The 19,146-nt window shown below is 71.9% G+C and carries 20 protein-coding genes; 11 read left to right on the top strand and 9 right to left on the bottom strand.

Annotated features, from left to right (window positions below; all coding sequences use genetic code 11):
- Nucleotides 1-14 precede the first annotated feature (14 nt).
- The gene (locus tag ACQP2P_RS42170) at nt 15-1,670 is read right to left on the bottom strand and encodes an aminotransferase class V-fold PLP-dependent enzyme (protein ID WP_433610747.1); all 1,656 of its coding nucleotides are present in this window, start codon (nt 1,668-1,670) and stop codon (nt 15-17) included.
- 126 nt (nt 1,671-1,796) lie between these two features.
- Between ACQP2P_RS42170 and ACQP2P_RS42165 the strand changes: the two genes are divergently transcribed.
- Both ACQP2P_RS42165 and ACQP2P_RS42160 read left to right on the top strand, forming a co-directional pair.
- On the top strand, nt 1,797-2,138 hold the full coding sequence (locus ACQP2P_RS42165) for a hypothetical protein (protein ID WP_350612011.1): 342 nt from the start codon (nt 1,797-1,799) through the stop codon (nt 2,136-2,138).
- A 441-nt stretch (nt 2,139-2,579) separates the two neighbouring features.
- Nucleotides 2,580-3,788, top strand: a complete 1,209-nt coding sequence (locus ACQP2P_RS42160) for an IPT/TIG domain-containing protein (RefSeq protein WP_433610746.1) — start codon at nt 2,580-2,582, stop codon at nt 3,786-3,788.
- Between the two features lie 77 nt (nt 3,789-3,865).
- Here ACQP2P_RS42160 and ACQP2P_RS42155 read toward each other — a convergent pair whose 3' ends face one another.
- Complete coding sequence (locus ACQP2P_RS42155; RefSeq protein ID WP_433610745.1) at nt 3,866-4,555, bottom strand: hypothetical protein; 690 nt, start codon at nt 4,553-4,555, stop codon at nt 3,866-3,868.
- A gap of 296 nt (nt 4,556-4,851) precedes the next feature.
- Between ACQP2P_RS42155 and ACQP2P_RS42150 the strand changes: the two genes are divergently transcribed.
- Nucleotides 4,852-5,358, top strand: a complete 507-nt coding sequence (locus tag ACQP2P_RS42150) for a hypothetical protein (protein WP_433610744.1) — start codon at nt 4,852-4,854, stop codon at nt 5,356-5,358.
- 639 nt (nt 5,359-5,997) lie between these two features.
- Here ACQP2P_RS42150 and ACQP2P_RS42145 read toward each other — a convergent pair.
- From ACQP2P_RS42145 to ACQP2P_RS42130, 4 genes are all read right to left on the bottom strand, one after another.
- Nucleotides 5,998-6,489 carry a GNAT family N-acetyltransferase gene (locus ACQP2P_RS42145; RefSeq protein ID WP_433610743.1) on the bottom strand — a complete coding sequence of 164 codons (492 nt, stop codon included), beginning with the start codon at nt 6,487-6,489 and terminating at the stop codon, nt 5,998-6,000.
- 6 nt (nt 6,490-6,495) lie between these two features.
- Complete coding sequence (locus ACQP2P_RS42140) at nt 6,496-6,777, bottom strand: DUF1778 domain-containing protein (RefSeq protein WP_433610742.1); 282 nt, start codon at nt 6,775-6,777, stop codon at nt 6,496-6,498.
- Nucleotides 6,778-6,835: 58 nt separating this feature from the next.
- The gene (msrA, locus tag ACQP2P_RS42135; protein WP_433610741.1) at nt 6,836-7,507 is read right to left on the bottom strand and encodes a peptide-methionine (S)-S-oxide reductase MsrA; all 672 of its coding nucleotides are present in this window, start codon (nt 7,505-7,507) and stop codon (nt 6,836-6,838) included.
- A gap of 63 nt (nt 7,508-7,570) precedes the next feature.
- Nucleotides 7,571-7,987, bottom strand: coding sequence for an HIT family protein (locus tag ACQP2P_RS42130; RefSeq protein WP_433610739.1), 417 nt, complete (start codon nt 7,985-7,987; stop codon nt 7,571-7,573).
- A 33-nt stretch (nt 7,988-8,020) separates the two neighbouring features.
- On the opposite strand from ACQP2P_RS42130, the gene ACQP2P_RS42125 reads away from it, so the two are divergent.
- From ACQP2P_RS42125 to ilvA, 4 genes are read left to right on the top strand one after another with little or no spacing between them, the layout of a single operon-like run.
- A complete protein-coding gene (locus ACQP2P_RS42125; protein ID WP_433610737.1) occupies nt 8,021-9,160 on the top strand; it encodes a cystathionine gamma-synthase in 1,140 nt (379 codons plus the stop codon).
- A 42-nt stretch (nt 9,161-9,202) separates the two neighbouring features.
- The gene (locus ACQP2P_RS42120; RefSeq protein WP_433610735.1) at nt 9,203-10,591 is read left to right on the top strand and encodes an amidase; all 1,389 of its coding nucleotides are present in this window, start codon (nt 9,203-9,205) and stop codon (nt 10,589-10,591) included.
- Nucleotides 10,588-11,214 (top strand): hypothetical protein, encoded by a 627-nt coding sequence (locus ACQP2P_RS42115; RefSeq protein WP_433610733.1) that lies wholly within the window; start codon nt 10,588-10,590, stop codon nt 11,212-11,214. Before ACQP2P_RS42120 ends, ACQP2P_RS42115 begins: the two co-directional genes overlap by 4 nt.
- Nucleotides 11,211-12,434 (top strand): threonine ammonia-lyase, encoded by a 1,224-nt coding sequence (gene ilvA, locus ACQP2P_RS42110; protein WP_433610731.1) that lies wholly within the window; start codon nt 11,211-11,213, stop codon nt 12,432-12,434. The genes ACQP2P_RS42115 and ilvA overlap by 4 nt, the downstream gene beginning before the upstream one ends.
- A 30-nt stretch (nt 12,435-12,464) precedes the next feature.
- Here the strand turns inward: ilvA and greA are convergent, their stop codons facing one another.
- Both greA and ACQP2P_RS42100 read right to left on the bottom strand, forming a co-directional pair.
- Complete coding sequence (gene greA, locus ACQP2P_RS42105) at nt 12,465-12,965, bottom strand: transcription elongation factor GreA (protein ID WP_350612024.1); 501 nt, start codon at nt 12,963-12,965, stop codon at nt 12,465-12,467.
- An 87-nt stretch (nt 12,966-13,052) separates the two neighbouring features.
- Nucleotides 13,053-13,478 (bottom strand): DUF4307 domain-containing protein, encoded by a 426-nt coding sequence (locus tag ACQP2P_RS42100; RefSeq protein WP_433610729.1) that lies wholly within the window; start codon nt 13,476-13,478, stop codon nt 13,053-13,055.
- Between the two features lie 97 nt (nt 13,479-13,575).
- Here ACQP2P_RS42100 and mca point away from each other — a divergent pair, with 97 nt between their 5' ends.
- The 4 genes from mca (at nt 13,576) to ACQP2P_RS42080 (ending at nt 18,378) form a co-directional block, all read left to right on the top strand.
- Nucleotides 13,576-14,457, top strand: a complete 882-nt coding sequence (mca, locus tag ACQP2P_RS42095) for a mycothiol conjugate amidase Mca (RefSeq protein ID WP_433080544.1) — start codon at nt 13,576-13,578, stop codon at nt 14,455-14,457.
- A gap of 4 nt (nt 14,458-14,461) precedes the next feature.
- Complete coding sequence (locus ACQP2P_RS42090; protein WP_433610726.1) at nt 14,462-14,683, top strand: hypothetical protein; 222 nt, start codon at nt 14,462-14,464, stop codon at nt 14,681-14,683.
- 226 nt (nt 14,684-14,909) lie between these two features.
- On the top strand, nt 14,910-17,600 hold the full coding sequence (locus ACQP2P_RS42085; protein WP_433610724.1) for a putative bifunctional diguanylate cyclase/phosphodiesterase: 2,691 nt from the start codon (nt 14,910-14,912) through the stop codon (nt 17,598-17,600).
- A 142-nt stretch (nt 17,601-17,742) separates the two neighbouring features.
- On the top strand, nt 17,743-18,378 hold the full coding sequence (locus tag ACQP2P_RS42080; RefSeq protein ID WP_433610722.1) for a hypothetical protein: 636 nt from the start codon (nt 17,743-17,745) through the stop codon (nt 18,376-18,378).
- A 23-nt stretch (nt 18,379-18,401) separates the two neighbouring features.
- Here ACQP2P_RS42080 and ACQP2P_RS42075 read toward each other — a convergent pair whose 3' ends face one another.
- The gene (locus ACQP2P_RS42075) at nt 18,402-19,133 is read right to left on the bottom strand and encodes a GntR family transcriptional regulator (RefSeq protein ID WP_433610720.1); all 732 of its coding nucleotides are present in this window, start codon (nt 19,131-19,133) and stop codon (nt 18,402-18,404) included.
- Nucleotides 19,134-19,146: the final 13 nt, after the last annotated feature.

Below are 19,146 nucleotides of genomic sequence, written 5' to 3'. Positions count from 1 at the left end.
GATGCCGCCCGCCGTTACGCCAACAGCGATACCGCCGGCAGGTCGAACCACCGCAGCGCCTCGAAGTTGGCCGACACGACCCCGTCCGGCTCCGCCTCGTCGGGCAGCGACTCGAACAGCTCCCGGGCGTAGCGCAGGTATCCGGCCAGGTCGGACTCGGGCGCCCGCTCGTGGTGCGAGGGCCAGGTCAGCTCGCCGGAGTCCGAGTAGGACAGCTCCGACAGGCGCAGCGGGGGCTCGACCACGCCGTCGCGGTGCTTCCACAGGCCCGTCCGCGGGTCGAAGCGGTACTGCGGCAGCAACGCCCACCCGTGCGTCGCCACGAGGTGTACGGCCTCGACGATGTACCGGAAGACCGTCTCGGAGATGAAGTAGTTGAAGCTGACCCGCACCCAGCCCGGCTTGATGCCCTCGCAGCCGGCGATGATCTCCCGCTCGAAGCGGTGCGAGCGCTCGATGTCGATGCCCAGCAGCCGGTGGCCGTAGGGGCCCGCGCACGAGCAGCCGCCCCGCGACTGGATCCCGAACAGGTCGTTCAGCAGCGAGACGACGAAGTTGTGGTGGAGGTACCGCCCCCCGGGCTTCTTGATCACGAAGGACACGATCGACAGCCGGGGCGCGTCCAGGTTGCCCAGGATCTCGATGTTGGGGTTGGTCTGCCACGACGCGATCGCCTCGCGCAGGAACCCCTCCTCCAGGGCGCGGATCGTGTCCGTGCCGACCGCCCGCTTGAGCTGGAACACCAGGCCCGCGCGGATCGACTCGACGATCGCCGGGGTGCCGCCCTCCTCGCGGTGGGCCGGGTCGGCGATGTAGTGGTGGTCGGTCGGGTTCACGTAGTCCACGGTTCCGCCGCCGGGCACGGTGGGGACCCGGTTGGTCAGCAGCGCCCGGCGCACGACCAGCACGCCGGGGGTGCCGGGGCCGCCGACGAACTTGTGGGGCGAGATGAAGACGGCGTCCTTGTCGTGCATCTCGATGTCGATGTAGGGCGCGGCGGCCGCGAAGTCCCAGAACGACAGCGCGCCGTGCTCGTGCAGCAGCGCCGAGATCGCGTGCGTGTCGCTGACGATCCCGGTCACGTTGGAGGCCGCCGAGAACGATCCGATCCTCAGCGGCCGGTCGGCGTGCCGCACGAGTTCCGCGCGCAGCCGGTCCAGGTCGATGTGGCCGTTGTGATCCTCGGGGATGACGACCACGTCCGCGATGGACTCCCGCCACGGCAACTCGTTGGAGTGATGCTCGAAGGGGCCGATGAACACGACCGGGCGATCGGCGGCGGGGATGCGCGCCGAGAGCTCGTAGCGGTCCTCCAGCGCGGCCGGCACCCGCAGGCCGAGGATGTGCACCATCTTGTCGATCGCCGCGGTGGAGCCGGATCCGGTGAAGATCACGACGGTGTCGGCGTCGCCGCCCACGGCCTCGTTGATGATCTGGCGCGCGTCCTCCCGCAGGCGGGTCGTCTGCAGGCCGGTGCCGGACGACTCCGTGTGGGTGTTGGCGTACCGCGGCAGAACCTCGTCCCGGACGAAGCGCTCGATGAAGTCCAGCGCCCGGCCCGAGGCGGTGTAGTCCGCGTAGGTCACCCGGCGCGCGCCGAAGGGCCCCCGCATGACCTGGTCATCGCCGATCACCGCGGCACGAATGCGCTGCAAGAGGGGGGTCTGCATGACCGTCATCATCCCAGGCGCCACGCCGTCCCCTTTCGTGTGGTCGGGAGAATGTCGCACTGGTTGTCCGCTCCACCGCAGGGCCGGACTGTTTAACGTTTCGTCCGGAGGTGCTCAGGAAGCCTCATGAGACTGGGGGTAGGGAAGTTGGTCAGTGTTGACCAGTCCGAGCCAACAGACGTCGTCGATCGACTCCTGTGGCGGGACGCCACGCAGATCCTGAGTCGGCACAGCGAGTCCGACGGGGAGGGGCTGTGCCTCTGGTGCGGGCGGGAGTGGCCCTGCGCGCCGCGCCGGCTCGCCGAGAACGCCGCCGAGGCCTCGCGGCGCCCCTGGAACGAGGCCTGGACGGCGCGTCACGACCTCTACAGCCTGCGGACCATGCCCGACTGGCGGATCGACCTCGGCAAGCCGCGCTCGCGCGGCGGCTGGCATCGAGCCGGCGGAAACCGGGGAACCTTCCTGTAACACGATCGTTGATACCAGCGGAGACTTCGGCGCGCCCCGCCAGTGCTACGCAGTCCCGCGACACAAAGACCCGCCCGGACACGGTTGCCGACATGCCTCCGTCGGCTCCGAACGCCTCCGGCCAGGCGTCCTCCCCAGGGATCGGGCGGGTCTACCCGGCAGGCGAGGGCACTTCTCGTGGTTCCCCCGCATATATCGCGAAATGTGCCCTCGCCTGCCAAAACCCTCCATGTGGTAACCGAAGAGCCCCGGCTGCGGCCGGGGCTCTTCTTGGCTGATTTGAGTAACTCTCAGCTACTTCACTGCTACTTTGCGTGAGGTAAGCCCTCAAGTCAGCTTTGCTGTGGCGACCACCGGAGGAGACCACACATGAACCACCCGAAGACGCGTCTTCGCACCTGGCGGACGCGCGCTGCCGTAGTCGGCGGCACCGTCACCGCAATGATCGTCGGCACGATGGGCACCGCGTTCGCGGCTACAGTCCCGCTGACCCTCAGTGCGGCGAGCGGCCCGAGCGGCGGCGGGAACACCATCACCGCCACGGCGACGACCAACATCTTCACCACGGCGACGACGCCGGCGGTGGAGTTCCAGTACGTCGGCACGGGCGCGGCCGCCAGCTGCGCGGCGACCTACCTGGCCCCGGCGGCGATCGCGCCGACCACGGCCCCGACCGGCACCGCGGCCTACGTGCAGACCGCTGGTGTCATCGCCGTGCCGTCCTCCAACGTGAAGAAGCTCGGCGGGACGAACACCAACAAGATCTCGGTCACCGTGCCCGCCGGCCTCGCGCTGGCCAGCACGGGCGGTGGCACGCCGACCATCCTGCAGTCGACCGCGAAGTACAACCTGTGCGTCTACTCGGGCACCACGGTGGCCTCGACGGGCGTGGCCGGCAGCCCGCTGATCGGCAACGCGGCGTACACCATCGCCGGCAAGCCCACCATCACCGGCGTGTCGCCGTCGACCGGCCCCGCGCTGGGCGGCACCACCATCACCGTCACGGGCACCAACTTCCCGGCCACCGGCATGACCGGCACGCTGGGCGGCACGGCGCTGACCAACATCGTCGTGGCGTCGGGCGGCACCAGCTTCACCGCCACCGCGCCGGCCCACGCCGCACAGACGGGCGTGTCGCTGATCATCAACTCGGCCGGCGGCCTCGTGACCCAGACGGCGGCGTACGACTACACCAACGGTGTGGTGATCTCGCCGAACACCGCGCCGCCGTCCAGCACCGTCGACATCGACGTCCAGGGCGTCGGCTTCCTGGCGCCGAACTTCACCACGTCCGACGGCACGACGCCGAACGACACCAACGCCCACGTGTACCTGGTCTCCGGCGCGTACGACCCGTCGCCGGACGCCACGGTCACCACCAACAAGGCCAACCCCGAGGTCGCCGAGTGCGTCAACGTGCTGGTCGTGAGTGACACCGAGCTGATCTGCACCCTCGTGCTGACCGGCAGCATCGGCGTGACGGGTGCGCCGGCCGCCGGCACGCCGGTCAAGCAGGGCACGTACACGCTCACCGTCGTCACCGACGGCCGGCTCGACGTCCAGACCGGTGGCGCGAACGCGGCCTCGGCGCCGGACTACGACAGCTCGCTGGTCACCAGCGGTGCCACCTTCACGGTGTCGCCCTACTAGGACGGCCCGCTGATACGAAAGCGGCCCGGGAGCTGAGCTCCCGGGCCGCTTTGCCGTGTTCGTTCAGCCGTGTTCGTTCAGCCGAGCTCGAGCCAGGTCTTGTCGATCGCGGCCACGCTGTCGGCCTCCGACGGGTGGCCGCTCTGGTCGATGAGCACCGTGAAGACGCTCTTCGCGGCGCTCACCCGCCAGCAGATCAGCATGTTCGGCTTGTGCGAGACCGGCTGGTTCGCGCTGAGCCGGAAGTTCTGCGAGCAGTGCGCGTCGCCCACCGCGTGGCCGTCGTCGGCGACCCAGGCCAGCTCGCGCTGCCCGGTCAGGTCGGCGCGAGCGCTCACGATGCGCAGCGTGGTCCGGTCCGGGCCCGTCGTCTCGCTCACCGAGGCCGAGGCCGACGCCCCGCCCGGCGCCGGCGGGAGCGGCTGTCGCACGTTGTTGCTCGCCTTGGCCGCGGCCGAGCGCGCGGCGCCGATGCGCTGCTCGCTCGTCATCGGGCTCGGCGTCGCCGTGGTGTCCATGACCGCGGCGCCCGGCGCGCTCGTGGCCGCGCCGGCCGACGGGGCCGGGGCGGTCGACGGGCTTGTGCCGTCACTGGCGGCCGCGGACGGATCGTCCGAGGCCACGTTCTGCGCGGCCGCCCTCGCGACCGGGTCGGTGGCGGCCCCGGCGCTGGTCTGCAGGGCCATGAAGCCCCCGACTCCCAGCACCGCCGCCAGACCGACGCCCCCGAGCACGAGCGGCCGGCGCCGCCGTGCCCACCGGGGCACCCTCTCATCCGCTGACTGATGGTTCTTCGCTTCGGCACGACGATCGTCGGCGTGGCCCATACTCTTCAGTCCCCCGCGTGTGTCACTGCTTCGATGGCCGGCCGCCCGCGCGGAAGCCTCCGCGGGGCGGCCTCAAGCCCTGATCATCCCACCGAAGTAGTGACAAAAACCCCCAAATCAGCTACCTGGGCCGTGGCCGGGTTCCCCTCCGCGGCGCCCCCACGAACGCGCGGGCCCGGTACAGTGCGCGTCGCTGCCTCGTCGAGGCGGTCGTGGCGGGGAACGGGAGCCGGCGAATGGCGGTCGAGCGGGTCTTTCCCGTCCGGGACACACCGGACGGGCCGGCGGTGGCGCTGCGGTGGATCGGCACCACCTGGCTGGAGCGCGGCCCGCGGTACCGTCGCCGCCGGGCCCTGACCGCGGCCGCGGCGGTGCTGGGCACCCTCGGCGGCGCGGCGGCGACGGTGTGGATGCTCAGCGGCGCGGCCGCGCACGCCTCATCGCGCGGCGAGGAAGTGGTCGGCTACCTGTACGCGGCGCTCGTCGTCCCCGGCGTGTTCTGGGGACGGCACTGGCTGCGCCACGTGCCGACCCGGGAGCGCGACGCCGGGCGCGGGCTCATCGTCGGCGGGCCGGTGCTCGTCGTGCTCCTGCCGCTGGCGGTCGGCTTCGGGCTGGCCGTCGTCCCGCGGCTGTTCGGCGCGCAGTACCCGGGGGAGGAGCGAGCCCGTCGCGCGACGCTCGAGCTGCGGGGAGTGGACCTCGGCGGTCTGCCTTCGGGGTCCTCCGGCACGCCGTCGTGAAGGCCCGCCGGGGCTCTTCGACTCTGGCGGGCAATGTGGTATTCCAACCGGCTTTCATGCCGGGTTCGTACGCGGCTCGGCTGCCGGTGTCAGCCGTGCCGTCCGAGCGCACCGCGCCGCGAGGCCGCACGTGAGGTCGCGTTGACCCTCATGCAGGCAGACCGCGGTGCCGGACCCGGCGACGAGGCTCGGGTATTCACGCGTGAGCAGCTTGCCGAGGCGTGGGGAATTCGTGCCTGACCGGCAGATTCGCTTTCCTGAGCAAGCCTGGCAACAGGTAGAGGCACTTCCCCGGCAACTGCGATAGACAGTCCAGCGTGCGATCTTCCATCTTCTCGATGATCCGGTTCCGACGCTCGCAGATCCGTTCCCGCCGGGCGATCCCCTGCCGGGTGCCTAGGAACTTCACCTGCCCGCCGACGGCGTAACCATCTGGTACATGGTCACGCCGCACGACGGGAACGAGGTCATCAGCATGCAATACGTGCGAGCCGATACCTGATCCGGTGCCCGGCGTGCGGTCAGGCGGGCAGGGTCCCGACGCCGATCGGGCAGGTCATGCCGTTCGGGCCGTGGTTGCAGTAGCCGCCGGGGTTCTTGGAGCCTGGCGCACGATGAGGTACTTCGGAAAACATCGGCTCAAGAGCCGAGCGCGGCGGCGATGTCGCTGACCTTCTGGACCAGACGCATCGAGCCCGGGATGTCCCGGAAGCCGTGGTGCCGGTAGAAACCGTGGGCCGCGCTGTCGAGCGCATCGACGACCACGAACCTGGCGGCAACGGTCTGCGTGGCGACGACGATCCGGTCGAGAGCGTCCGAGAGCAGTGCGCCGCCGTGGCCGCGGCCGTGAAGAGTTTTGTCGAGGGCCAGCCGCGCGAGCAGCACGGCCGGGATCTGGGCCGGGTTGCCGCGGCCGAGCGTGCGGGGAAGATCCTCGCGCACGATCAGATGCGCGGCGATCGTGTAATACGCGACCACGCGGTGGTCCTCGTGCCACACGAAGGTGCGCCCCGTGCGCCGCGCTTCGGTCGTCATCGCGTGCTGCTGGAGCCAGCCATCGAGGTCGGGCTTGCTGCTGTCGAAGAAGCTGGTGTCGTGGTGCTCGCTCAGGGCTTCGCTGATGAACGCCACGCGGGCTTACCTCCGTTCCACAACGTCGTGAGCCCGTTGTGCGGCGGCTCGCAGCGCTTGGTTCGGCTTGGTCGGCTCGTCGAGAGCGGTCAGGAGATCGTCGAAGAACTCCGCCGGGACGACGGTGGCCATCATGTGCTCTTGCAGGACGCGTTCGGCGCGTTCCTCCGCCGCGGTCCGCGCGAAGTCGGACGTGCTCTCGTGCACAAGATCTGCGGCTTGCTCGATCCGCCTCTTGGCTTCCGGTCGCAGGCGGAACTCGAAGCGCGCCGAGGCTGCAATGGTCATTGAACCCTCCCCGTACTGTCCGTACGATTGTACGGACAGTACGGGCGAAGTGTCCATCTCAGGATGCGTCAGGGACGGTTGCGACACCGATCGGGCACGTCATGCCATTAGGACCGTGGTTGCAATAACCCATCGGGTTCTTGGCGTCGGAGAGGTACTGCTGGTGGTAGTCCTCCGCGTAGTAGAACGGCCCCGCGGGCCCGATCTCCGTCGTGATCTCGCCGTGGCCCGCGTCGCGCACGACCGGCGCGAAAGCCGCGCGCGAGGCCTCGGCCACGGTCGCCTGGGCCGGCGTGGTGGTGTAGATCGCCGAGCGGTACTGCGTGCCGACGTCGTTGCCCTGGCGCATGCCCTGCGTCGGGTCGTGGTTCTCCCAGAACGCCTTGAGCAGCGTCTCGTACGACACCGTGGCCGGGTCGTAGACCACCTGCACGGCCTCGGTGTGCCCCGTGCGGCCGGAGCAGGTCTCCTCGTACGTCGGGTTCGCCGTGAACCCGCCCTGGTAGCCGACCGCGGTGGAGTACACCCCCGGAATCCGCCAGAAGATGCGCTCCGCGCCCCAGAAGCAGCCCATGCCGAAGTAGGCCACCTCGAGCCCGGCGGGCCAGGGGCCGCGCAGCGGGGTGCCGAGGACGGTGTGCTTCGCGGCGACGGGCATCTCGGTGTCGCGCCCGGGGATGGCCGACTCGGCGGTCGGCAGGTCAAGCTGCTTGTTGTACCGCAGGAACACGATCCGCTCCTTAAAACTTGAGGCTCGCTGGCTCAAGTCTGCCGCGAAATGCGCCGCGATGCCTTATGAGCTCATTACGGCGGAGACCTTCTCCGCGAAGGAGAACGCCTCCTCGTCGCTCGCGTATTTCGTCCGCGGCCAGAAGAAGCCCTTGAGGCCGTCGCCCTTCGTCCGCGGTACGACGTGCGTGTGCAGGTGCGCGACGCTCTGTGACACGCGGTTGTTGATGGCGACGAAGGTGCCGCCCGCGGACAACCCGGTCTCGACGGCCGCCGCGATCCGCTGGACGAAGGTGAAGTACGAGGGGATGTCCGACGGGTCGAGATCGGTCAGCGTGACCACGTGCGCCTTGGGCACCACGAGCACATGGCCCTTGAACACCGGCCGGATGTCGAGGAACGCGGCGGCGGTGTCCGTCGAGGCCACCAGGTAGCCGGGCGAGGCGCCCGACGCGATCGAGCAGAACAGGCAGTCCGACACGAACGCCAGCCTAGCCGCGACTAGTGTCGGCCCATGACCCACGGCTTCGAAACCCTCGCCATCCATGCGGGGCAGGACCCGGACCCGGCCACCGGAGCGGTCGTCCCGCCGATCTTCCAGACCAGCACCTACGCCCAGGACGCCGTCGGCAGCCCGCGGCTCGGGTACGAATACAGCCGCACCACCAACCCGACCCGCGACGCCCTGCAGGAGTGCCTCGCCGCGCTCGAGGGCGGCCGCCGCGCGCTCACCTTCGCCTCCGGCCTCGCCGCCGAGGACACGCTGCTGCGCACGGTCTGCCGCCCCGGCGATCACGTGGTCATCCCCGACGACGCCTACGGCGGCACGTTCCGCCTCTTCTCCAAGGTCGCCGAGCGCTGGGGCCTCACCTGGAGCGCGGCCTCGATCCACAGCGTCGAGGCGATCCGCGCCGCGATGACCGACCGCACGCGGATCGTGTGGGTCGAGACGCCGACCAACCCGCTGCTGGGCATCGCCGACATCGCCGCGCTGGCCCAGGTCGCGCACGACCGCGGGGCGCTGCTGGTGGTCGACAACACGTTCGCCTCGCCGTATCTCCAGCAGCCGCTGCACCTGGGCGCCGACCTCGTCGTGCACTCGACGACGAAGTACATCGGCGGGCACTCCGACGTCGTCGGCGGCGCGCTCATCGGCTCCGACGAGCGGCTGATGGGCGAGCTGGCGTTCCACCAGAACGCGATGGGCGCGATCAACGGCCCGTTCGACGCGTGGCTGACCCTGCGCGGCATCAAGACCCTCGGCGTGCGCATGGACCGCCACTGCGACAACGCCGAGAAGGTCGTCGAGTTCCTGTCGCGCCACAAGGCCGTTTCCCAGGTGTTGTACCCCGGGCTGCCCGACCACCCCGGGCACGAGACGGCGGCCAAGCAGATGCGGCGCTTCGGCGGCATGGTGAGCTTCCGCGCGCAGTCGGAGGAGCACGCGGTGGAGATCTGCAACCGCGCGCGCCTGTTCGTGCTCGGCGAGTCGCTCGGCGGCGTCGAGTCGCTCATCGAGCACCCGGGCCGCATGACGCACGCGAGCGCGGCCGGCAGCCCGCTGGAGGTGCCGGGGGACCTCGTCCGGTTGTCCGTCGGAATCGAGACGATCGACGATCTTCTGGCCGATCTGGAGTCCGCGCTCGCTCGTTGACACACTTGACCGCACCACGGACGGGTACGGAAGGTGTCATCGATGCTGGACCGCGCAACCACCTGGGTAGGGGCCACGGCCAGGGAGATCGCCCGTGCGGTGCGCCGCGGCGACACCTCGGCCACGGCCGTCGTCGCCGATCACCTGGACTCCATCCGCGCCTACGACCGGATCGTCGGCGCCTTCCGCGAGGTCCGCGGGGGCGCCGCGATCGCCGAGGCGGAGATCGTCGACGACCAGCCGAACCTCGCGAACCTGGCCCTCGCCGGGGTGCCGGTCGCGGTCAAGGAGAACGTCCCGGTCACGGGGCTGCCGACGTGGAACGGCTCGGCCACCGCGCGCTGCCCCGTGGCCGAGCGCGACCACGAGGTCGTCCGGCGGCTGCGCGGGGCCGGGGCGGTCGTCGTGGGTGTGACCCGGATGCCGGAGCTGGGCATCTGGGCCACCACCGACGACGCCGGCACCGTCACGCGCAACCCGTGGCGGACCGACCGCACGCCCGGCGGCTCCTCGGGCGGCTCGGCCGCGGCGGTCGCGGCCGGGCTGGTGCCGATCGCGCACGGCAACGACGGGCTCGGCTCGATCCGCATCCCGGCCGCCTGCTGCGGCATCGTCGGGCTCAAGCCCGGCTCGGGCTCGGTGCCGGCCGGGATCGGGAGCAACGACTGGTACGGGCTGGCCGAGAACGGCATCCTGGCCACCACCGTCGCCGACGCGCACCTGGGCTACTCGGTGCTGGCCGGCCGCACCCCGCACGCGCTCGCCGAGCCGGCCCGGCTGCGGGTCGCCGTGTCGCTGCGCAGCCCGGTCGCGGGGGTGTGGCCGGACGCCGGGTCGCGCAAGGGCCTCAGCGATGCGGTACGGCTGCTGCTCGCCCATGGCCACAACGCCGTGCGCGCCGACCCGTCGTATCCGCCCGCGCTGGCCGCCCGGGTGCTGTCCACCTGGTTCGCCGCGGCGAGCCTCGACGCCGCCGAGCTGGACAAGGCCGCGCTGCAGCCGCGCACCCGCCGCCACGTGGCCCTCGGCGAGCGGGCACTCAAGCAGGGCCTGATCCGCGACGCCGACCGGGCGACCTGGCGCGAGCGCTGCCGCAACTGGTTCGGCGACGGCGGCTTCGACGTGCTGGTGACGCCGGCGCTGGCCGCCGCGCCCCCGTCCGCGGACCGCTGGTCGGCGCGCTCGTGGGCCGCGAACATGCTGGTCAACACCCGCTACGCGCCCTACGCGGCGCCGTGGAACTTCGCCGGCTTCCCCGGGCTCGTGTTCCCGGTCGGGGTCCGGCCGGACGGGCTGCCGGCCGCGGTGCAGCTCGTCGGGGCGCCCGGGTCGGAGCCGCTGCTGCTCGCCCTGGCCGGTCAGCTGGAGCAGGCCGCGCCCTGGCGTCGGCACGCGCCCGGGTGGCCCCGCGTCGCCGCGCGGCGCCGATGATCCGGGCGATCTCGGGCCCGGCGGCGGCGGCGATGCTCGGCGTCGCGGCCGCCGCGCTGGTCAACCTCGGGGTCGCGTTCCTGCCCCTGGCCGATCTGCATGCGGTCCATCACCCCGGCGTCGAGTCCGCGACGCTCGCCCTGTTCCTGCGATGGTTCGCCGGGACCCTGCTCGTCGGGTGTCTGCTGGTGGCCGCCGTGGCCTGGGCCGGCTGGTTGCTTCGGGCCCGCGGCAACCTGGTCGCCTTCGGGGTCCGGTCGCGCCGCGTCGTCGACAGCGTCGGGCGGGCGCCGCAGCTGCGTCGCCGCGTGGCGATCCTGCGGTGGACCTTCTACGGCACGGCATCCGTGGCGCTGGTGTGGGTCTGGGTGGCCTGGCTGGCGGGGCGCGAGACCGCGGCGGAGATCGCCTCCGTGCGCGACCAGGCCCGGGCCGGGCACCCGGTGGACGACGCGCTGGCCGCGCACCTGTTCGGGCGGGAGCTGATCCTCCACCTCCCTCCGGCCGCCCTGTTCGTGCTGGCCGCCGGGGCCGCGCTCCTGCTGATCGCCAATGTGACCAGCGCACAGTACGGCCGGGTGGCCCGGCTGCGCGGAGCCGCTGGTGGGACGATCGGGCCATGACCGTCTCCTCGGATCTCGTGACGCTGGCCGACATCGAAGCGGCACGGCACCTGCTGGCCGGCGTGACCCGCCTGACGCCGGTGGAGCCGAGCCGGCCGCTCACCGCCAAGCTCGGCGGCCCGGCGTGGCTCAAGTGCGAGAACCTCCAGCGCGCGGGCTCGTTCAAGGTGCGCGGCGCGTACGTCCGGCTCGCCCGCCTCTCCGCCGAGGAGCGCCGCCGCGGGGTCGTGGCCGCCAGCGCCGGCAACCACGCGCAGGGCGTCGCGCTGGCCGCGGGGCTGCTCGGCATCAGCAGCACGGTCTACATGCCGCACGGCGCCCCGCTGCCCAAGATCGCCGCGACCAAGGGCTACGGCGCGGCCGTCGAGTTCGCGGGCTCCACCGTCGACGAGGCTCTGGTCGCCGCGAAGGAGTTCGCCGAGCGCACCGGCGCCGTGTTCATCCACCCCTTCGACCACCCCGACGTCATCGCCGGGCAGGGGACCGTCGCCCTCGAGATCCTCGGGCAGGTGCCCGAGGTCAAGACCGTGATCACCGGGGTCGGCGGCGGCGGGCTGATCTCCGGGCTCGCCGTCGGGATCAAGGCGCTGCGCCCGGACGTGCGGGTCGTCGGCGTGCAGGCCGCGGACGCCGCCGCGTTCCCGCCCTCGCTGGCCCAGGGGCGCCCGGTGCGGCTGGACAGCTTCGGGACGATCGCCGACGGCATCGCGGTCGGCCGGCCCGGGGACATCACCTTCGAGCACGTGGCCAAGCTCGTCGACGACGTCGTGACGGTCACCGAGGAGGACATCTCCCGGGCGCTGCTCATGCTGCTCGAGCGCGGGAAGATGGTCGTCGAGCCGGCCGGGAGCGTCGGGGTGGCCGCGCTGCTCGCCGGGGTCGTGACGGTGCGGACGCCGGTGGTGGCCGTGCTCTCCGGCGGCAACATCGACCCGATGCTCATGCTGCGGGTGATCGAGCACGGGCTCGCGGCGGCGGGGCGGTACCTCACGTTCACCGTGCGCTGCGGGGACCGGCCCGGGCATCTGGCGAAGCTGCTGACGTACATCGCGGAGCAGGGCGCCAACGTGGTCGACGTGGCTCATCGCCGCCAGGACTCGCGGCTGCAGCTGGGGGAGGTCGAGCTCGCGCTGTCCGTCGAGACGCGCGGGTCGGAGCACTCGGATCGCCTGCTCACCGCCCTGCGGACGGCGGGCTACACGGTCACGTTCGGCGTGTAGCCCGCCTGTCCGGAGAGGTTCGGCGGCCGCTCAGCCCGCGAAGGGCTCGAAGGCGATGACCTTCACCGTGATCGCGGCGCCGTTGGGGGCCGTGTAGGTGACGATGTCGCCCTGCTTGGTGCCCAGGATCGCCTTGCCCAGGGCGGACTCCGGGCTGTAGACCGTCAGGTCGGTCGTCGCGGCGATCTCGCGCGAGCCGAGGAGGAACTTCTCCGTGTCGTCCTCGTCGTCGTCGAACTGGATGGTGACGACGGTGCCGGGCGCGACCGCGTCCGAGGTGGGCGCGTCGCCGACGACCGCCTTGCGGAGGAACTCCTTGAGGTACAAGATCCGACCCTCGGCCTTGCCCTGCTCCTCGCGGGCGGCGTGGTAGCCGCCGTTCTCGCGCAGGTCGCCCTCTTCGCGGCGTGCGTTGATCTCGGCAGCTACTGCCGGGCGGTTGGCGATGAGCTCGTCGAGCTCGGCCTGCAGCCGGTCATAGGCGTCCTGCGACAGCCAGGTGGTGGCCTGGTTGCCGTCGGTGGTCGACACTGAAGATCTCCTTACGAGCACGCTTGGGTCAAACCACCAAAGTACCAGTGACTCGCATCACCGCGGCCACTTGAATTTTCCCGGGCGTTACCTGGTTTTCAGCGGCCCGCACGCGGGGACCTCGACGGTGACCGGCCGATCGCTCGTGGCCAGCCGATATGTGACCTGCGCCTCCGCCCCCTCGGGCACGTCCACCTGGGCCAGCCCGACCTCCTGGCCGCTGGCCGAACGTGCCCGAACGCTGCAGGTCGCGCGCAGGTCGGGCTCCTTGCGCACCACGAAGTCGACGGTGATGCCGTCGTCGGTGACGTTGTAGAAGCGCTGGACCTGCGGCTCGAAGTCCTGGGGACCATACTGCCGGTAGAGCTGCCACGCGATCGCGAGCCCGGCCACGGCCACCACCGCGGCGAGGGCGAACACCAGCCAGCGGCGCCGTGGCTGCGGCTCCCGCCGGCGGCCGTAGCGGCCCGGCGGGTACTTGTCTGTGGCGTGCGTCTCTTTGGCAGTGGTCACGGGAGTGCGTCCTCGTCGTTTTTTGTCAGAGGTACCGACCACAATAGGGTCGTTACGTTTCCTCGCCTCGCGGTGGGTCTCTCTGGAGGGATAGCTCGTGACCGAGCAGTTGCGTTTGATGGCGGTGCACGCACACCCTGACGACGAGTCGAGCAAGGGCGCGGCCGCCATGGCGAAATACTCGGCCGAGGGGGTCGACGTCCTCGTCGTGACCTGCACCGGAGGCGAGCGCGGCAGCGTGCTCAACCCGAAGCTCGACCGCCCGGAGATCTGGGAGAACATCGGCGAGATCCGCCGCGCCGAGATGGACCGCGCCCGCGAGATCCTCGGCGTGCGCCAGGAGTGGCTCGGCTTCGTCGACTCGGGCTTCCCCGAGGGCGACCCGCTGCCGCCGCTGCCCGAGGGCTGCTTCGGGCTCATGGATCCCGAGGTCGCCGCGGAGCCCCTCGTCAAACTCATCCGCACGTTCAAGCCGCACGTCATCACCACCTACGACGAGCGCGGCGGCTACCCGCACCCGGACCACGTGATGACGCACAAGGTCAGCATGGTCGCCTTCGAGGCCGCCGCCGACCCGTCGCGCTACCCGGACGCGGGCGAGCCGTGGCAGCCCCTGAAGCTGTACTACAACATGGGCTGGTCGCGGAAGCGCATGACGCTGCTGCACGAGGCCATGCTGGAGGCGACGGGCGAGTCGCCCTACACCGAGTGGCTCAAGGAGTGGCAGGAGCGCCGCGACGGCCAGGACTGGCCCGACCCCGACCAGCGCGTCACCACCAAGGTCCCCTGCGGCGAGTTCTTCGAGGTCCGCGACGACGCCCTGCGCGCACACGCCACGCAGGTCGACCCGGACGGCTTCTGGTTCGCGGTGCCGATGCCGATCCAGCAGAAGATCTGGCCCACGGAGGACTACGAGCTCGTCAAGAGCTTCGTCGAGACCACCACGCCCGAGGACGACCTCTTCGCCGGCGTAAGGTGAGGGTATGAGCGCGTTGGCCGTCCTGGCCGAGAACAACTTCGGCGACACCCGCTCCGGGGGCCTGGCCGGCCCCATGGGGCTGCTCATCATCGTGCTCCTGGGCATCGCGACGGTGTTCCTGATCCGCAACATGACCGCGCGGATCCGTCGCCTGCCGGCCGAGTTCCCCGATCCGGACGCCCGCAAGAACCCGGACCGCAACGACTCGACCACATCGTCTGAGTAGTCGGCAGCAACGATCTGAGTTAGAAACGCATCGCCGGCCACTGTTGGTCCCTGTCCTGCGTGGCTTAGCCTGCACGAGGTGCGTGTTCCACTTCGCCGTGCGCGCATCCCCGTGAGGCAGGCAAGGGGGCAATGGTGACCGCGATGGCGCACGCCCCGTTGCACCCACCGTCGTCCGTCCCTGTCGCCACCGGGCCGGCGGCCGCCACGCTCCCGCGGAGGCGGCGGTGATCGCCCTCGCGCGTGCGCATCGGTCGCTGCCGTCCCGGCTCGTGGCCCTCATGGTCGCCGCCGCCGGGCTGAGTGTCGCCGCCGCGCTGGTGGCCGCCGCGCGCCTCCCCGAGGGTGCCGTCGCCGCCGCGTTGAATCGGTTCAACGTCGAAGGTCTGCCGGCGGTGCCGACGGCCGTGCTCACCGGCGCCGCCGTGGCGATGGTCTCGCAGCTGGCCCGCGTGCGTGTGCGCGCGGGTGGCGGCCTGGCCCGGCTGGCCTGGGGCGAGGCCGCGATCGTGGTGCTGCTCGCGAACTTCCCCCCGCAGGTCGTCCCGCTCGTCGCCCTGCTGGGCTTCGCCGCCGCCCACGCCGCCCTGCACCTGTTCGACGCCCGCGCGAGCCGGGCCCGGCCCGTCCGCGAGAGCATCTACGGCGTGGCCGCCCTGACCGTGGGCGCCGCCCTGGCCACCGTGGTCATGGTCGTGATCTGGGGCAGCGGCACCGCCGGCGAGAGCCTTCCGGCGCGCTTCGTCGCGGCCCTGTGCGCGGCCGCGGCCGTGTACTTCGTGGCCACGTTCGCCCTGGTGATCCTGCGCATCGTCGCCGCCGGCGGCGACCTGCGCGACACGGTGTCGACCATGGTCACGAGCAGCCCGCTGATGCTCGTCGGCAATGTGGCGGTCGGCCTGGTGGTCGTCTGGGCCTGCGCCACCAGCGGCTTCCTGCTCCTGCTGCTGCCTCCCGTGCTCTGGCTGATGCACCAGTTCTACGCGAACCGCATCGGCGAGGACGACGAGCGCCGCACGTGGGCCGAGTTCGCCGACGTGGCCCGCGACCTGAACCGCCTGGACGAGCGCGACGCGGCGACGGCCGGCATCGCGGGCGCCGTGCGCCTCTTCCGCGTGCCGGCGGCCAAGATCGTCCTCTCGGGCGGCCGTTCTCACGGCGATCTTCCCCCGGGGCCGTACACCAGCCGAGCCCTGACCGTCGGCTCGGTGTCGGTCGGCGAGCTCCAGCTGGCCGGCCCGCCGCCGCAGCGCTCGCGGGACCGCCTGATGCTGGCGACCTTCGGCGACGCGCTGGCCGCGGCCCTGCACGACGCCATCACGCACGACGAGCTGCGGGCCATGAGCGAGCGCACGACCTACGACGCCGTACGCGACCCGCTGACCGGCCTCTTCAACCGAGCGGCCCTGCTGGCGAGGGGCAACGGCCGGCTGTCGGCCCGCTCGCCGGGCGCCCCGGTGGCCCTGCTCCTGCTGGACGTGAACGACTTCAAAGAGGTGAACAACGCTCTGGGTCACACGGCGGGCGACGAGGTCCTGAAGGTGATCGCGCGCCGGGTCCAGGGCACCGCGGCGGAGGTCCCGGCCTCGGATCGGCCCTCCGGCCCGGTCATCCCGCGCCCCCGGACCCCCTCGGCGCCCGCGTTCGCCCGATCGGCCCCCGGTGGCGCGTCGTACTCACCGGGCGCGCCCGCGGCCGCGGACGTCCACCCCTCCACCGACCTCCACGCCCGCCTGGGCGGCGACGAGTTCGCGATCCTCATCACCGACCTGGCCGACGGCGCCGAAGACCTGGCCCTGGCCGCCGCCGTGGAGCGAGCGCGCCGCCTGGGCGCCCAGATCGCGGCCCCCATGGAGATCGACGGTGTGGTCCTGTCCAAGGAGACGTCCATCGGCGTGGTCGTGGCGGCCGCCGGCTCCGCCGACCTGACCGAGCTCCTGCGCCGGGCCGACATCGCCATGTACCAGGCCAAGCACGGCGGCCAGCCGGTTGCCTGGTACGACCCGGCGCGCGACGACGCCAGCACCGACCGCCTGGCCCTCCTGGCCGAACTTCGCGAGGCCCTGAACGCCGCCACCACCGGCGAGGAGCAGCTGACCCTGGACCTGCAGCCGGCCATCGCCCTCACCCCCGCGCTCGTCTCGCCGAAGTCCACCTCCGGCGGCGCCAAGCCCGCGGCGGCTCCCCCGGCGGCCGGCACCGCTCCGGTCACCGGCGTCGAGGCCCTGATCCGCTGGCGCCACCCGCGCCGAGGTCGCCTGATGCCCGGGCAGTTCCTCCCGGCCGTGGAGGCGAGCGAGCTCATCGGCCCCTTGACCCATTGGGTGCTGGAGAAGGCCATCTTCCTGGCCGCGGGCTGGCGCCGGGCCGGCTCGGCCGTGCCGGTGGCCGTGAACATCTCCGCCCGCAGCCTCGCCGACCGCCAGCTCCCCGAGACGATCAAGGACCTCCTGAGCCGCTACCGCCTTCCGGCCGAGCTGCTCGTCCTGGAAATCACCGAAACCGTCATGCTCTCCAACTCCCCGGTGATCGACGACGTCCTGGCGCGCGTGCGCCGGCTGGGCGTGCAGCTCGCCGTGGACGACTTCGGCACCGGGTACTCCGCCTTCACGCTCCTGACCCGGGTACCGGTCCAAGAGGTGAAGATCGACCGCGAGTTCGTCGCCCAGATGCTCGACTCGCCGAAGGCCGGCGCGATCGTCCAGACCACGGTGGACCTCGGCCGCCGGATAGGCCTCCGCGTGGTGGCGGAGGGCGTGGAGAACCCGGAGCAGCGGGCCCGGCTGGCGGAGCTGGGCTGCACGGCCGCCCAGGGCTTCCTCTTCTACCCGCCGATGTCGCCGGAGAGCCTCCAGTCCGTCCTGCGCGAGCGCCGCCAGGTCCAGCGCCGCCACCTGAGGGCCGAGGGCACCGGCTGATCCGCCGGGCTCGCCCGACCCGCGCGCCCGGTGGAACGCGGCCCAGGTCCTGTGTGGACGGATGGGCGGAGCGGGTGATCGAGGACTGACACACCGGCCGGGTGCTCGGTGTTGGAGTGGCGTTGCCCTAGCGTCACCGAATGTGAGCAGGCGGGGGATTGCCGGGGCGGCCGGGTTCGTGGTCGCTGCTGTCGGGGCGTTTGTCGTGCTCGATCACTTCGGGGGGAGTGAGCGGTTCGCCGATCTGCCCGGGGGTGCCGACGTGCGGCTCGCCGGGCGGTTCACACCCCAGCAGGTCGAGCGGCTCGCGGGGCTGCCCGAGGCGGAGGCCGTCGAGTGTGACGACACGCTGTTCGACGTGGGGATCGCCACCGGGCGGCTGCAGCTGGAGCAGGTGACGGTGCTGACGGCGGTGCGGAGCCCGGGGCTGCAGCGGGCGGCGCTGGTGCAGGGGCGGGCGGTGCGGGGTGACGCCGAGATGCTTGCCGTGGACGGGCGGGGACTGAAGCTCGGGGACCGGGTCACCGTGACGCGGGGCGGGCGCGGGGTCGCGGGCAGCGTGGTCGGGGTCGTGGCTCGGCCCTCCGGGCAGCCGGACGCCGTGGCGTTGTTGCCGGCCGGGGCGGTGGCTCGGCTCGGCGGGGGGAGTGGGTGCGCGCAAGTCGCTGTGCGGCTTCGGCGGCCCAGCGAGGCCACGGCGTTTCAGCGGGCGGCCAAGGGGCTGCTCGGCGGGGACCCCGTGGTCACCTACGACGAGTCGCTGCGGGGACACGTCTGAGTGCCGCGAGGCGAGAGCGAGGGCTACGCGGTCGCGGGCGTGCCCGACCACGTCATGGACAGGGCCGTTGCCGCTCGTTCGGCCCGGATCTCCATCGCCGAGCCCAGGATCACGGCCCGGTCCGACACCACCAGCGTGTCGTGCACGGTGTACGTCTGCCGCGCGCTGATGAAGACCGGCGTGTTCGCGGGCTCGGCCAGCAGCGCCGACGACGCGGCGTCCAGCAGGCCGGGGCTGACCGTCTCCGTCGCGCGCAGGACCGGCACGCCCGTGTTCGACAGGGCCGTGTACAAGGCCGTCGTGGTGAAGTCCACCTCCAGCAGGGCGGCGGCGTACGGGGCCGGCACCCACGACACCTGGTGGACGCAGGGGCGTCCGGCGAACGTGCGGACCCGTTCGAGGCGAAGGGCGCGCCCGCCGAAGGTCTTCGAGTCCGCCAACGTCGACGAGATCACCTCGGTGGCCACGGCGAAGCCCTGGTCGCGCAGGTCGTCGGCGAGGCTGCGCAGCGAGCCCAGGCGGTAGGCCAGAGGGGGCGGGGACACGAACGTGCCCCGCCCCGGCTGCTGGACGATCAGGCCCTCGTCGCTCAGCTGGCGCAGGGCCTGCCGCAGGGTCATCAACGTGACGCCGTAGGCGGTGCTCAGGTCACGCTGGGCCGGCAGGGCCGCGCCGGGGGCGTAGAAGCCGCTGCGGATCTTCGCGGCCAGGTCGGTCGCGATGGCGCGGTAGCGGGGTTCGCCGTCGCGGGGCAACCGGTCCTCCTGA

The sequence above is a fragment of the Dactylosporangium sp. CA-139114 genome (genome assembly GCF_050955725.1).
GTDB lineage: Bacteria > Actinomycetota > Actinomycetes > Mycobacteriales > Micromonosporaceae > Dactylosporangium.
Note: the sequence above shows the minus strand (reverse complement) of the source record. Positions and strands in the feature narration are given on the sequence as shown.

What these genes read in the sequence shown, in the direction of transcription:
- ACQP2P_RS42170 (WP_433610747.1), bottom strand. Translation starts at nt 1,670, where the DNA reads ATGCAGACCCCCCTCTTGCAGCGCATTCGTGCCGCGGTGATCGGCGAT.
- ACQP2P_RS42165 (WP_350612011.1), top strand. Translation starts at nt 1,797, where the DNA reads ATGAGACTGGGGGTAGGGAAGTTGGTCAGTGTTGACCAGTCCGAGCCA.
- ACQP2P_RS42160 (WP_433610746.1), top strand. Translation starts at nt 2,580, where the DNA reads ATGATCGTCGGCACGATGGGCACCGCGTTCGCGGCTACAGTCCCGCTG.
- ACQP2P_RS42150 (WP_433610744.1), top strand. Translation starts at nt 4,852, where the DNA reads ATGGCGGTCGAGCGGGTCTTTCCCGTCCGGGACACACCGGACGGGCCG.
- ACQP2P_RS42140 (WP_433610742.1), bottom strand. Translation starts at nt 6,777, where the DNA reads ATGACCATTGCAGCCTCGGCGCGCTTCGAGTTCCGCCTGCGACCGGAA.
- ACQP2P_RS42125 (WP_433610737.1), top strand. Translation starts at nt 8,021, where the DNA reads ATGACCCACGGCTTCGAAACCCTCGCCATCCATGCGGGGCAGGACCCG.
- ACQP2P_RS42120 (WP_433610735.1), top strand. Translation starts at nt 9,203, where the DNA reads ATGCTGGACCGCGCAACCACCTGGGTAGGGGCCACGGCCAGGGAGATC.
- ACQP2P_RS42115 (WP_433610733.1), top strand. Translation starts at nt 10,588, where the DNA reads ATGATCCGGGCGATCTCGGGCCCGGCGGCGGCGGCGATGCTCGGCGTC.
- ilvA (WP_433610731.1), top strand. Translation starts at nt 11,211, where the DNA reads ATGACCGTCTCCTCGGATCTCGTGACGCTGGCCGACATCGAAGCGGCA.
- ACQP2P_RS42090 (WP_433610726.1), top strand. Translation starts at nt 14,462, where the DNA reads ATGAGCGCGTTGGCCGTCCTGGCCGAGAACAACTTCGGCGACACCCGC.